At 47.7% G+C, this 12,363-nt stretch carries 14 protein-coding genes; 11 read left to right on the forward strand and 3 right to left on the reverse strand.

Translation table 11 applies throughout. The annotated features are described in order from the left end of the window. Positions 1 to 47 precede the first annotated feature (47 nt). The 4 genes from lipA (at position 48) to J7E26_RS12785 (ending at position 2,700) form a co-directional block, all read left to right on the forward strand. Positions 48 to 944 (forward strand): lipoyl synthase, encoded by an 897-nt coding sequence (gene lipA / locus J7E26_RS12770; RefSeq protein ID WP_003222888.1) that lies wholly within the window; start codon positions 48 to 50, stop codon positions 942 to 944. Positions 945 to 1,161: 217 nt separating this feature from the next. Next, complete coding sequence (locus J7E26_RS12775; RefSeq protein ID WP_003151928.1) at positions 1,162 to 1,437, forward strand: YutD family protein; 276 nt, start codon at positions 1,162 to 1,164, stop codon at positions 1,435 to 1,437. Positions 1,438 to 1,461: 24 nt separating this feature from the next. Then, the gene (locus tag J7E26_RS12780) at positions 1,462 to 1,896 is read left to right on the forward strand and encodes a DUF86 domain-containing protein (protein WP_214803326.1); all 435 of its coding nucleotides are present in this window, start codon (positions 1,462 to 1,464) and stop codon (positions 1,894 to 1,896) included. A gap of 33 nt (positions 1,897 to 1,929) precedes the next feature. Next, positions 1,930 to 2,700, forward strand: coding sequence for a TIGR01457 family HAD-type hydrolase (locus J7E26_RS12785; RefSeq protein ID WP_214803329.1), 771 nt, complete (start codon positions 1,930 to 1,932; stop codon positions 2,698 to 2,700). A gap of 28 nt (positions 2,701 to 2,728) precedes the next feature. On the opposite strand, the gene J7E26_RS12790 is transcribed toward J7E26_RS12785, so the two are convergent. Beyond that, entirely contained in the window at positions 2,729 to 3,226 is a 498-nt protein-coding gene (locus J7E26_RS12790; protein WP_214803691.1) for a phosphatidylglycerophosphatase A family protein, read from the reverse strand. Positions 3,227 to 3,372: 146 nt separating this feature from the next. On the opposite strand from J7E26_RS12790, the gene cotNH reads away from it, so the two are divergent. The 5 genes from cotNH (at position 3,373) to J7E26_RS12815 (ending at position 9,949) form a co-directional block, all read left to right on the forward strand. Next, positions 3,373 to 4,389, forward strand: a complete 1,017-nt coding sequence (gene cotNH, locus J7E26_RS12795) for a spore coat-associated protein CotNH (protein WP_214803331.1) — start codon at positions 3,373 to 3,375, stop codon at positions 4,387 to 4,389. A gap of 199 nt (positions 4,390 to 4,588) precedes the next feature. Further along, the gene (locus J7E26_RS12800; RefSeq protein WP_214803334.1) at positions 4,589 to 5,890 is read left to right on the forward strand and encodes a homoserine dehydrogenase; all 1,302 of its coding nucleotides are present in this window, start codon (positions 4,589 to 4,591) and stop codon (positions 5,888 to 5,890) included. Continuing rightward, the gene (gene thrC, locus J7E26_RS12805; RefSeq protein ID WP_214803694.1) at positions 5,890 to 6,948 is read left to right on the forward strand and encodes a threonine synthase; all 1,059 of its coding nucleotides are present in this window, start codon (positions 5,890 to 5,892) and stop codon (positions 6,946 to 6,948) included. The genes J7E26_RS12800 and thrC overlap by 1 nt, the downstream gene beginning before the upstream one ends. After that, positions 6,945 to 7,874, forward strand: coding sequence for a homoserine kinase (gene thrB / locus J7E26_RS12810; protein ID WP_214803337.1), 930 nt, complete (start codon positions 6,945 to 6,947; stop codon positions 7,872 to 7,874). The genes thrC and thrB overlap by 4 nt, the downstream gene beginning before the upstream one ends. Before the next feature lie 98 nt (positions 7,875 to 7,972). Further along, entirely contained in the window at positions 7,973 to 9,949 is a 1,977-nt protein-coding gene (locus tag J7E26_RS12815; protein WP_214803340.1) for a S9 family peptidase, read from the forward strand. Positions 9,950 to 9,992: 43 nt separating this feature from the next. On the opposite strand, the gene J7E26_RS12820 is transcribed toward J7E26_RS12815, so the two are convergent. Further along, on the reverse strand, positions 9,993 to 10,328 hold the full coding sequence (locus J7E26_RS12820) for a NifU family protein (protein ID WP_214803343.1): 336 nt from the start codon (positions 10,326 to 10,328) through the stop codon (positions 9,993 to 9,995). A gap of 79 nt (positions 10,329 to 10,407) precedes the next feature. On the opposite strand from J7E26_RS12820, the gene J7E26_RS12825 reads away from it, so the two are divergent. After that, entirely contained in the window at positions 10,408 to 10,734 is a 327-nt protein-coding gene (locus J7E26_RS12825) for a YuzD family protein (protein WP_214803345.1), read from the forward strand. Between the two features lie 39 nt (positions 10,735 to 10,773). Here the strand turns inward: J7E26_RS12825 and J7E26_RS12830 are convergent, their stop codons facing one another. Further along, on the reverse strand, positions 10,774 to 11,841 hold the full coding sequence (locus tag J7E26_RS12830) for an NAD(P)/FAD-dependent oxidoreductase (RefSeq protein WP_214803349.1): 1,068 nt from the start codon (positions 11,839 to 11,841) through the stop codon (positions 10,774 to 10,776). Positions 11,842 to 12,106: 265 nt separating this feature from the next. On the opposite strand from J7E26_RS12830, the gene J7E26_RS12835 reads away from it, so the two are divergent. Next, on the forward strand, positions 12,107 to 12,343 hold the full coding sequence (locus J7E26_RS12835) for a YuzB family protein (protein ID WP_061522216.1): 237 nt from the start codon (positions 12,107 to 12,109) through the stop codon (positions 12,341 to 12,343). Positions 12,344 to 12,363 lie beyond the last annotated feature (20 nt).

A 12,363-nucleotide genomic window follows, 5' to 3' on the forward strand; every position in this document is an offset into this window, starting at 1 on the left:
TTTTCGCACAAGAAAACGAATACAGGGATAATGGAGATGATGGGGAAATGGCGAAGAAAGACGAGCATCTGAGAAAGCCTGAATGGCTCAAAATAAAGCTGAACACGAATGAAAACTATACGGGCCTGAAAAAATTAATGCGTGAAAATAACCTGCATACCGTATGTGAAGAAGCAAAATGCCCGAACATTCATGAATGCTGGGCTGTCAGACGTACGGCGACATTTATGATTCTCGGGTCTGTTTGTACGAGAGCCTGCCGCTTCTGCGCGGTGAAAACAGGCCTTCCGACAGAGCTTGATTTGCAGGAGCCGGAACGCGTGGCTGATTCAGTCGCCCTGATGAACTTAAAACACGCCGTCATCACAGCTGTAGCGCGTGATGATCAGAAAGACGGCGGAGCAGGCATCTTCGCGGAAACGGTTCGCGCCATCCGCAGAAAAAGCCCGTTCACTACGATCGAAGTCCTTCCATCTGATATGGGCGGAAACTACGACAACCTGAAAACATTAATGGACACCCGTCCCGATATTTTAAACCACAACATTGAAACAGTTCGCCGCCTGACGCCGAGAGTCCGTGCCCGCGCAACGTATGACCGTTCATTAGAATTTTTACGCCGGGCGAAAGAAATGCAGCCTGACATCCCGACAAAATCAAGCATCATGATCGGTCTCGGGGAAACGAAGGAAGAGATTATTGAAGTGATGGACGACCTGTTGGCGAACAACGTAGATATCATGGCGATCGGCCAATATCTGCAGCCGACGAAAAAACATTTAAAAGTCCAAAAATATTACCATCCGGACGAATTTGCAGAATTAAAAGAAATCGCTATGCAGAAAGGCTTCAGCCACTGTGAAGCCGGCCCGCTAGTCCGCTCGTCTTACCATGCGGATGAACAAGTAAACGAAGCGTCTAAAAAACGCCAGGCCCAGGCATAATATAAGCCCCAAAAACCCAAAACGCCGCAGGTTTTGGGTTTTTGTGATGGTTTATTTTTTTCTTCATACACGGCATCTTGAATAAGGATCGGCTGAACCGTTAAACTGGATAGAAAAGGAATGAAAATTTCCTGCCCGCTCGATTCGCCTGATTTTGCAATTGATGGACAGAAGTCAATGAATTATGATAGTAAAGAGTGATAAAAGAGGTGAAGACATGATTCTTATTCAAAATGCCGAGTTTGAACTCGTTCATGATTTTAAAAACGGCTTTAATGAAGAAGCGTTCAAAGCCCGCTATTCAGACATATTAAATAAATATGACTACATTGTGGGAGACTGGGGATACAGTCAGCTGCGGCTCAAAGGCTTCTTTGATGACCAGAATCAAAAGGCAACCTTTGAAACGAAAATCAGCACATTAGACGAGTACATTTACGAATACTGCAATTTCGGGTGCGCGTATTTTGTCTTGAAACGAATCAGAAAATAATACATGCAAAGGGGATGCTGTCACGTGTATTTTGTTGACAGAAATAAGATCGAACAAACACTCCGATTTTTCGAAAGCCAGCTGGCACTGTTTAACAGCCAGACGGATTGGCAAACCGAAATTGAAAAAAGGGCGCTTGAGCGCATCGGCCATATCATGATCGAGTGCATTCTCGATGTCGGCAATGATATGATTGACGGCTTTATTATGCGTGACCCGGGCAGCTACGATGATATCATGGATATTCTTACTGATGAAAAAGTCGTAACGGAAGAAGACGGAAGCCGGCTGAAGCGATTGATTTCCTGCCGGAAGCAGCTGGTACAGGAATATCAAAAAGCTGATCACAAGAAGCTGTTTGCGCTCGTCACGGCAAACCTGGACGTGCTCCAAGCCTTTCCGGCACGCGTGAGAACTTACCTTGAAACGGAGCTCGGCCCTGTTTCCGCTTTTAAATAACAACGAGAAAGAAAATCCACAGGAGTGTTGAGCATGAAAGCATATAAAGGATATTTAATTGACTTGGACGGTACAATGTACAACGGAACCGAAAAAATCGAAGAAGCGTGTGAATTTGTGAGAACACTCAAAGCGCGCGGCATTCCGTATTTATTTGTGACAAACAATTCATCACGGACGCCGAAGCAGGTGGCCGACAAATTAATGAGCTTCGACATTCCGGCATCCGAAGAGCAGGTTTTCACGACAAGCATGGCGACTGCGCAGCATATTGCCCAGCAGAAAAAAGACGCTTCTGTATATGTCATCGGCGAAGAAGGCATCCGCCGGGCGATTGAAGAAAACGGCCTTAGCTTCGGAGAAGAAAACGCTGACTTTGTCGTCGTGGGAATAGACCGCGGCATTACATACGAAAAATTGGCGGCCGGATGCCTTGCCATCAGAAACGGCGCCCGGTTTATATCAACAAACGGTGATGTCGCCATCCCGACAGAAAGAGGGCTTTTGCCGGGAAACGGCTCGCTTACATCCGTATTGACGGTATCAACAGGCGTGCAGCCCGTGTTTATCGGGAAACCTGAATCCATCATTATGGAACAGGCGATGCGTGTGCTCGGAACGGATATTTCTGAAACGCTGATGGTCGGTGATAATTACGCGACCGATATTATGGCCGGCATCAATGCGGGAATGGACACGCTGCTCGTTCATACCGGCGTGACGAAGCGGGAGCATATGTCTGATTATGACACGAAGCCGACGCATGCGGTCGATTCTTTAACGGAATGGCTTGAATATATGTAAGAAAAAAGGGGCGGCCGTTCGGCCGCCCTTATTCTGTATTTCTTGCGCGATGTGCCAGCCTGCTTGATGCCGCGGCGGCGATCGCTCCGACAATATCATCGAGAAAAGTATGACATTCGCCCGTTGACTTATCATTTAACCGTGCGAGGATGCCCGGTTTTTCCTTATCAATGTAGCCGTAGTTTGTAAAGCCGATGGAACCGTATATATTTACGATAGAGAAGGCGAGCACCTCGTCAACCCCATACAGGCTTTCATCAATCGCCAAAATGGTCTGAAGCGGCTCAGACAGCTTTTTTTGCTCGGCGAGTATATCTAATTCAATCCCTGTTAAAATGGCATTTTGCACCTCGCGTTTTGCGATGACCCGATTTACATTCAGCTTACATTCCTCCATAGTCAAATCGGGATGATATTGTTTCTGGAGAAAAAACACAAGCTCGGCAATATCGGCCACCTCTACCCCCCGTTCTTTTAAACGCGTTCTGGCGACGGCTTCCACCTGATTCAGCTCTTTTTCTGACATTTGCTTCACCCAATCTTTTTTTACTAGTTTATACAACATCCGATCCGATGTTTCTCCTCACACCTTGAAGGATTACAATATGTATTCATAATTTCGCCGGTGTATGACTACGATGTGAATAGCCCCAATCTTACAGGCAGGTGATTATGATGAAAGACATCATTAAAGAAAAGTACGGCATTCAAATCAGGCATCTTTCCGTTTATCAGCGGTACCAGTGCTTTCAAACGCCGAATTCCTTTTTCCTCATCATTCCCGTCTCTCATTTTTCCCAATCAGAGCTGACGGAGCTTTATTATATGAGTCAGTATTTACAAGAACAAAGTGACCCATACGTTTGTGTGTTTATCTTTACGAAGGAAGGGGAGCTGACCTTTGAACATGAGGGCAAAACGTTTGCGCTTTTAAAGGCGGCGCTCCCGGTCTTAAACCGGTCGTTTTCTGTCGGTGCGGAGCTTGCCGAATTCCACAGAAAGGGCAGAGGCTTCCCGTACGAAGTGAAAGAAGCGGGCCGAATCGGCCAGTGGAAGGATTTATGGGGAAAGCGCGTGGATCAGCTTGAATCATTCTGGATGCAGAAAATCCGTATGTCCCCGCTTGAGCCGTTTGAAAAGAAAATGATTGAATCGTTTCCTTATTATTCGGGTTTAGCGGAAAACGCCATTCAATATTTAGTGGATACGGAGCTGGACGACAATCCCCAAGCCGAGGATTCGGGAACGATCTGCCACCAGCGGATGGAGCGCAGCACATGGTCGGAGGAATCATTAATCCGCATCCCGGGTGATTGGGTATTTGACCATGCGTCCCGCGACATTTCGGAGTATATGCGCAGCACATATTTATATCATCGCGACGATCTACTCAATAACGGATTTCAGTTTCTGCAGGAATATGAACAAATCACGCCCCTATCCTCCTTTTCCAAACGCCTGTTTTACAGCCGCCTCCTCTTTCCGCTTCATTACTTCGAGACGGTGGAGAGCTATTACATCTCACCGGATTCCGAAAAGCACTTTTATGAAGAGCAGCTCGACTACATCCTTGCCGATTGCGGGCGGTATGAGCAGTTTTTACAAACGTGCCATGACATGATGAATGTAAGGTCAGCCCAGGTTTTTGTCCCGCCTGTAGCCTGGCTCGGAAAAGGAATCAGTTCGTAAGAAAATATGACACAAAAATATTTAGAAAATATAGAATCTTGTCATATCAAGGTGTTAAGCGTTTACAATTCTATAAAACCAAGGTACAGCCGCTTGTCAAAACAAATAGGGGCTTATATAATATTTGTAACTTAAATGTCTGTGAAGGGTTAACAATTGTCCTTTATGAGTGGACAGATGGAAGAAAGGTGGAGTTTTTTTGAAAGCGATTCGTATTGGACTGTTAGGATTGGGAACCGTGGGAAGCGGTGTCGTAAAAATCATTCAAGACCATCAGGATAAGCTCATACATCAAGTCGGCTGTCCGATTACGATTAAAAAAGTGCTGGTGAAAGATATAAATAAAAAAAGAGAAGCCGAACTGCCGAAAGAAGTGCTGACGACAGAGGTGTACGACGTCATTGATGATCCTGATGTCGACGTCATCATCGAAGTCATCGGAGGCGTGGAACAGACGAAAGAATACTTGCTTGACGCTTTAAAAGCGAAAAAACACGTTGTAACCGCTAATAAAGATTTGATCGCTGTTTACGGCTCAGAGCTTTTGGCGGCCGCTAAAGAAAATGGCTGTGACTTGTATTATGAAGCGAGCGTCGCCGGCGGAATCCCGATTTTGCGCACATTGGAGGAAGGGCTTTCCTCTGACCGGGTCACAAAAATGATGGGAATTGTCAACGGAACGACAAACTTCATCTTAACGAAAATGATCAAAGAAAAAAGCCCGTACGAAGAAGTGCTGAAGGAAGCGCAGGACCTCGGTTTCGCAGAAGCGGACCCGACCGCCGATGTAGAAGGCTTGGACGCTGCGCGAAAGATGGCTATTTTAGCCCGCCTCGGGTTTTCCATGAATGTCGATCTGGAGGATGTCAAAGTGAAAGGCATCTCCCAAATCACAGACGAAGACATCAGCTTCAGCAAACGCCTCGGCTACACGATGAAGCTGATCGGCATCGCCCAGCGTGATAACAGTAAAATCGAGGTCAGCGTTCAGCCGACGCTTCTCCCTGATCATCACCCGCTCGCTTCCGTTCACAATGAATACAACGCCGTATACGTGTACGGAGAAGCCGTCGGGGAAACGATGTTTTACGGACCGGGAGCGGGAAGTATGCCGACTGCGACATCAGTCGTGTCAGACCTTGTCGCGGTGATGAAAAACATGCGTCTCGGCGTGAACGGCAGCAGCTTTGTGGCGCCTCAGTTTGAGAGAAATCTGAAGCAGCCGTCCGATATCTATGCCCAGCAATTTCTAAGAATTCACGTGAAAGACCAAGTCGGATCATTCTCGAAAATCACTTCCGTCTTCTCAGAACGGGGAGTGAGCTTTGAAAAGATTCTGCAGCTGCCGATTAAAGGGCATGACGATCTCGCTGAAATCGTGATTGTCACGCATCATACGTCAGAAGCGGACTTCAGCGACATCCTGCAAAACTTACATGATCTCGAAGTCGTACAAGAAGTAAAGAGCACATATCGAGTAGAAGGGAACGGTTGGAGCTAATGTGGAAAGGGCTTATCCATCAGTATAAAGAATTTTTGCCTGTGACAGATCAGACACCGGCGCTGACATTACATGAAGGCAATACACCGCTGATCCATCTCCCGAAGCTTTCTGAAAAGCTCGGAATTGAACTGCATGTCAAAACAGAAGGCGTCAATCCGACGGGATCGTTTAAGGACCGCGGGATGGTGATGGCTGTCGCCAAAGCGAAAGAAGAAGGAAACGATACGATCATGTGTGCGTCAACCGGAAACACATCCGCCGCTGCTGCGGCATATGCGGCGAGAGCCAATATGAAGTGTATCGTCATTATTCCGAACGGAAAAATCGCGTTCGGAAAGCTTGCGCAAGCCGTCATGTACGGAGCGGAAATTATCGCGATAGACGGAAACTTTGACGACGCGCTTGCCATCGTCCGTTCCATTTGTGAAAAATCTCCGATTGCATTGGTGAACTCGGTAAATCCTTATCGGATTGAAGGGCAGAAAACAGCTGCCTTCGAAGTATGCGACCAGCTTGGCGGAGCTCCGGATATCCTGGCGATCCCGGTAGGAAACGCGGGCAATATCACGGCTTACTGGAAGGGGTTCAAGGAATACCACGAGAAAAACGGCACCGGCCTGCCGAAAATGCGCGGTTTTGAGGCGGAAGGATCTGCGGCTATCGTCCGCGGAAAGATCATTAAAAATCCTGAAACAGTGGCAACAGCCATTCGGATCGGAAACCCGGCCAGCTGGGACAAAGCCGTGCTTGCGGCAGAAGAATCAGCCGGAAAAATCGATGAAGTGACAGATGAAGAAATTCTTCATGCGTATCAGCTGATTGCCCGTGAAGAAGGCGTGTTTGCCGAACCAGGCTCTTGCGCTTCCATTGCCGGCGTTTTAAAACAGGTGAAATCGGGTGAAATTCCAAAAGGAAGCAAGGTTGTCGCAGTCTTAACCGGAAACGGCTTAAAAGATCCGAACACGGCAGTAGATATTTCTGACATTCAGCCGATGACTTTGCCGACAGATGAAGACAGCATTCTTGAATATCTGAACGGAGCGGCTCATGTATGAACGAGGCGGATATGCTGTTTTCCATTACCGTTCCGGGAAGCACAGCTAACTTAGGGCCGGGTTTTGATTCAGTCGGGATGGCGCTCAGCAGATATTTGAAGCTCTCGGTTTATCGAAGCGGAGAATGGAAGTTTTCGCCCGAAACGGAAACTGTCGCGGGCATTCCTGCAGGTACGGACAATTTGATTTATCAAGTCGCCAAACGGACGGCTGACCGCTATAATGAAGAGCTGCCGCCTGTCCACGTAAAAGTATGGAGCGATATTCCGCTCGCGCGCGGACTCGGCAGCAGCGCGGCCGCTATCGTCGCAGCGATAGAGCTTGCTGATGAATTATGCAGTCTGGAGCTGTCAGAAAGAGACAAGCTGCATTTGGCCAGCCTGGAGGAGGGCCACCCCGATAATGCCGCTGCGTCCCTCACAGGAGGGCTTGTGATCGGTCTTCACGAAGAAGATGAGACACATATCGTGCGTGTGCCGGATGCCGACATTGACGTTGTCGCAGTCATCCCGTTTTATGAAGTGCTGACGAGAGACGCAAGAGACGTGCTTCCGACACAGCTTCCTTACCGTAACGCCGTAAAAGCGAGCGCCGTCAGCAATCTTCTCATTGCTGCCATCATGTCAAAAGACTGGGCGCTGGCGGGGAAAATGATGAGTAAAGATATGCTGCATCAGCCGTACCGCGCCATGCTTGTCCCCGAATTGTCGAAGGTGGAGCATGCGGCTGAGATGAAGGGAGCATACGGGACGGCACTGAGCGGAGCGGGGCCGACAATTCTTGTGCTGACTGAAAAAGGAAAGGGGGAGGAGCTGAAACAACAGCTGTCCCTGACCTTCCCGCACTGTGAAATTGCGGCGCTGACCGTTCCGAGAGAAGGAAGTGTCATTGATCGGAATCCTTTGCAGCAGGTGAAAAGCATATAATGTTAAAAAGCGTTCTTCACGTCAGAGAAGAACGCTTTTTTTCAAGAGCAGGATTTTTATTTAGGGAAGCGAAATAAAAAGAAAAGGAGGAGAATGAATTGAAAAAACTCATGACCGAAGAAGACATTGCGGCACTTGTATCTGTGACAGACCCCCAGTATGCCCCTGACGGCAAACGGGCGGCCTACGTACAGACAAAAGTAAATCAAGAGCAGGATTCATATTCCTCAGCGATTATGATGTATGACTTAGAGACCGGGACGTCAAGCCGATGGACATATGGGGACAAGAAAAACACCAGTCCGAGATGGTCTCCGGACGGATCGCGTCTCGCTTTTGTTTCTGACAGGGACGGCGGTGTTCCCCAGCTCTTTATCATGAACGCCGGCGGAGGAGAGGCCGAGAAAGTGACCGATATCCCATGGGGCGTATCTGACCCCATATGGTCTCCCGACGGCAAATCAGTGCTTCTATCCGTCAGTCTGACTTCATCTGAACGCGCGGATGATCAAGAAAAAAGGAAGGGTGACGAATTTGAGCCTGTTGACGTTCAAACAATAACGTACAAACGTGATGGAAGAGGTTTACTGAAAGGAAGCTGGGCACAGCTTGTGCTTGTCAATCTGGAAACGGGAAATATTCAGCAGCTTACGGATCATGAAGCTGATCATTATGACGCGGCGTTTTCTCCAACTGGCGAATGGCTTGTGTTTACCGCCAATTTAACCGATCAGGGCGATGCCAGTAAGCCGAGCGATGTCTATGTAATGGAGCAAAAAAGCGGCCGCCTGACACAAATTACGCCGTACAGCGGCTCCTTCGGTTCGTGCGCGTTTTCACCGGACGGTTCTTATATCGCCATACTCGGCCATGAAAATGAATATCGCAATGCGACATTAGAAAAGGCATGGCTCTACGACATGAAAAACGAACGGCTGTCTTGCCTGACTGACATGCTGGATGTCCATTTAAGTGACGCGCTTATTGCGGATTCACTTATAGGAGGCGTTACCCCGCGTCCGGTATGGACAAACGACGGCCAGGGATTTTACGTCCTCGGAACCGAGCAGGGAAGCACCGGCATTTATTATATTTCAATTGACGGACTCGCTTACCCGATCCGGTTAGAAGATGAATACGTAAACGGTTTTACTTTTCATCCCGATCAAAAAAGCTATATCGCCGTCATTGCCAAGCCGTCACGGCCCTCTGAGCTTTACAGCATTCCGCTTGGACAAGGGGAAGAGAAACAATTGACGGCGGCCAATGACTGTTTTGTCGAGGAGCATATCATATCCGTTCCGGAAAACCTGCAATATGAAACAAAGGATGGGCTGACGGTGAACGGCTGGTTTTTAAAGCCCGCGCGATTTGAAGAAAATAAGACATATCCGCTCATCCTTTACGTACACGGCGGGCCTCACATGATGTACGGACATACATATTTTCACGAATTTCAAGTGCTGGCTGCAGAAGGGTATGCTGTCGTGTATGTGAATCCGAGAGGCAGCCACGGCTATGGACAGGACTTTGTCAATCGTGTCAGGGGGGATTACGGCGGAGGAGATTACCGCGATGTCATGCAGGCTGTGGATGAGGCTGCAGATGCCTATCCGTTTATTGACCGGGATCGTCTCGGTGTGACGGGGGGAAGCTACGGAGGATTTATGACCAATTGGATCGTCGGCCAGACAGACCGTTTTAAAGCGGCTGTCACGCAGCGCTCTATTTCAAACTGGTTCAGCTTTCACGGTGTCAGTGATATCGGTTACTTTTTCACAGACTGGCAGCTTGGGCACGACTTATTTGAGGAAACGGACAAGCTATGGGAGCGTTCGCCGATAAAATATGCATTACAAGTCACGACCCCGCTTTTAATTCTTCATGGAGAGCGAGATGACCGCTGCCCGATAGAACAAGCGGAGCAGCTTTTTACCGCTCTGAAAAAATTAAACAAAACAACCGCGTTTGTCAGATTTCCGGGGGCCACGCATGAATTGTCACGCAGCGGCCGCCCTAAGCAGCGGATGAAGCGGCTGAACTATATCTGTTCGTGGTTTGATCAATATTTGTAAAAATAAAAAACCAGGCTGTGAGATCAGCCCGGTTTCTTCTTGATTAAAATACTTGTTCTACTTCAACGACACCCGGCACTTCTTCAAGAAGGGCGCGTTCGATTCCCGCTTTCAGCGTAATCGTTGAACTTGGGCAGCTTCCGCATGCGCCAAGGAGGCGAAGTTTTACAATCCCTTCGTCCACGTCGACAAGCTCACAGTCACCGCCGTCACGAAGCAAAAACGGGCGTAATTTATCTAATACTTCCTGTACTTGTTCTTTCATTTCAACCTCAGTCATGACATTCGCTCCTTTCATATGCATAAGACCATTATATTCACAGTAACGGTAAAAATCTAATGTTTGGTTTGCAAAGTTGCTTTCATTATTATAGCACATCTATACTTGAACATAAAAACCGTTTTTTATACAAAAGCTGCCTCGTCCTTTGTATACTGGTGTAAAGGGGATGATAAACATGACAGAGCCGATTATGCTCAGCGTTTACGGCGCGGAAACGGTCTGCGCAAGCTGCGTGAATATGCCCGGCGCCAAGGATACCTTTGAATGGCTGGAGGCGGCGCTGAAGCGGAAATATCCTGATCAGCCTTTTAGGATGCAATATATTGATATTAATGAACCGCCTCAACGAGAAGACATTCAAGAGCTCTCAGAACGAATCAGAAACGACGAATTCTTTTATCCGCTCGTTTTAGTGGAGGACGTCATTGTAGGGGAAGGAAATCCGAATTTAAAAGATATATATGAAGAAATGGAAAAGCGCGGCTACGCAGCCGGTTCATAGAAGAAAGCCGCTGATGGCTAATCAGCGGCTTTGCTTTTATTATCCGTTATGATGCTTGTACATCCATAAAAGCCCGGATTTTAACAGGCGGGGCACACGCCCGATCAGCGGACGGTCGGCGACAAGACCGAAGCCCGCTTTTTTTCCGAGTGAGCCGAGCACGCCTTTCAGCTTAAACTGCGGCATCGTTTCCGGCAGCTCTTCCTGATTCCAGCGTTTTTGGAGAATTTGTACGATTTGTTCGGCCTGGGCTTCGGCCAGCTGGGCGCTGGGGGCATGCGGAAGGCTCGCGCAATCGCCGACGACATATACATGCTCATCTCCCGGAATATTATGGTGCGGTGTTAACACGACGCGGCCTTGTGCGTCTTTTTCTGCATCTAAGTCTCTTACGGCTTGATTCGGCTGAATTCCGGCCGTCCAAACGATGGCATCGGCGTGAATGGCTTCGCCGTGATTATACACGATGCCGTCTTCCACTTGTGTAATATTCGCTTTATTGATAATGGTGACTCCGTGTTCCTCAAACCAATTCTGCACATATTTGCTCAGCCGTTTCGGAAAGCTTGATAAAATCAGTTCACCGCGGTCAAATAATATAATGTTTAAATCGTCACGGCTCTCTCTTAATTCACTGGCAAGCTCAACGCCGCTTAATCCCGCTCCGACAATAGCGACAGCTGCATTGGCGCCGAGGTTGTTCAGTCTTTGATAGGTTGCGCGTGATTGGTCAATCGTCTGAATGCTGTATGTGTGTTCCGGGGCGCCGGGCACGTTATGATACTTATCCTCGCAGCCCAGCCCGATAACCGCATCATCGTAAGAAATCGGTTCGCGGTCATGGAACAGCACTTGTTTATTTTTCGTGTCGATCGAAGATACCTCTCCGTATTGAACATCCAAATTCGGGTGTTCAGGAAAAGACACTCTGATATGATGATCAGAAATAGTGCCGGCGGCAAGCGCATAATATTCTGTTTTTAAGCAGTGATACGGATTTCTGTCAATCAGCGTAATTGAAATATCTGACGGAAGCTGGTTCGGCAATAAACGGTGAAGCACCCGCATGTTCCCGTACCCTCCGCCGATCAAGACCAATTTTTTCATTATGATTCCCCTTTTGCCTGAAAAATATGGTAGTCAATGTTGTTACAAAATAACGAACTATGTAAAATAACATCTAGAATTATATCGAATTTGATCTAAAACCACAATAATAGTTTTAAAATAACCTACAAATTGACCAGAAAACGCATAATAGTAAAACCTTTACCCTGAATTAATATGTTACGATAATGCTTACGCCAAACCATCTCTTTGACGAAAAGCGGAAATTCCGTTAGGATAAGGTACATATGTGAGGTGAAACCGCATGAATCCGATGATTGAATTCTGTGTCAGCAATTTAGCGCGCGGTTCCCAGGAAGCACGAGAGATATTGGAGAAGGACCCGAATCTGGACGTGCTTGAATACGGCTGTTTAAGCTATTGCGGAAAATGCATGGAGTCCATGTTCGCCCTTGTCAACGGCGAAGTGGTCACAGGGAACACGCCGGCTGAACTTGTTGAAAACATATATACATTCATAGAAGAAAATCCGATGTTTTAATCAGGGGCTCCGAGCGGGCC

Source organism: Bacillus sp. ISL-51 (assembly GCF_018613535.1).
GTDB lineage: Bacteria > Bacillota > Bacilli > Bacillales > Bacillaceae > Bacillus.

Bases quoted from the DNA above. Each gene is read 5' to 3' on its own strand.
- thrC (WP_214803694.1), top strand. From the start codon at position 5,890: ATGTGGAAAGGGCTTATCCATCAGTATAAAGAATTTTTGCCTGTGACA.
- cotNH (WP_214803331.1), top strand. From the start codon at position 3,373: ATGATGAAAGACATCATTAAAGAAAAGTACGGCATTCAAATCAGGCAT.
- lipA (WP_003222888.1), top strand. From the start codon at position 48: ATGGCGAAGAAAGACGAGCATCTGAGAAAGCCTGAATGGCTCAAAATA.
- J7E26_RS12825 (WP_214803345.1), top strand. From the start codon at position 10,408: ATGACAGAGCCGATTATGCTCAGCGTTTACGGCGCGGAAACGGTCTGC.
- J7E26_RS12775 (WP_003151928.1), top strand. From the start codon at position 1,162: ATGATTCTTATTCAAAATGCCGAGTTTGAACTCGTTCATGATTTTAAA.
- J7E26_RS12790 (WP_214803691.1), bottom strand. From the start codon at position 3,226: ATGTCAGAAAAAGAGCTGAATCAGGTGGAAGCCGTCGCCAGAACGCGT.
- J7E26_RS12835 (WP_061522216.1), top strand. From the start codon at position 12,107: ATGAATCCGATGATTGAATTCTGTGTCAGCAATTTAGCGCGCGGTTCC.
- J7E26_RS12785 (WP_214803329.1), top strand. From the start codon at position 1,930: ATGAAAGCATATAAAGGATATTTAATTGACTTGGACGGTACAATGTAC.
- J7E26_RS12830 (WP_214803349.1), bottom strand. From the start codon at position 11,841: ATGAAAAAATTGGTCTTGATCGGCGGAGGGTACGGGAACATGCGGGTG.
- thrB (WP_214803337.1), top strand. From the start codon at position 6,945: ATGAACGAGGCGGATATGCTGTTTTCCATTACCGTTCCGGGAAGCACA.
- J7E26_RS12820 (WP_214803343.1), bottom strand. From the start codon at position 10,328: ATGTGCTATAATAATGAAAGCAACTTTGCAAACCAAACATTAGATTTT.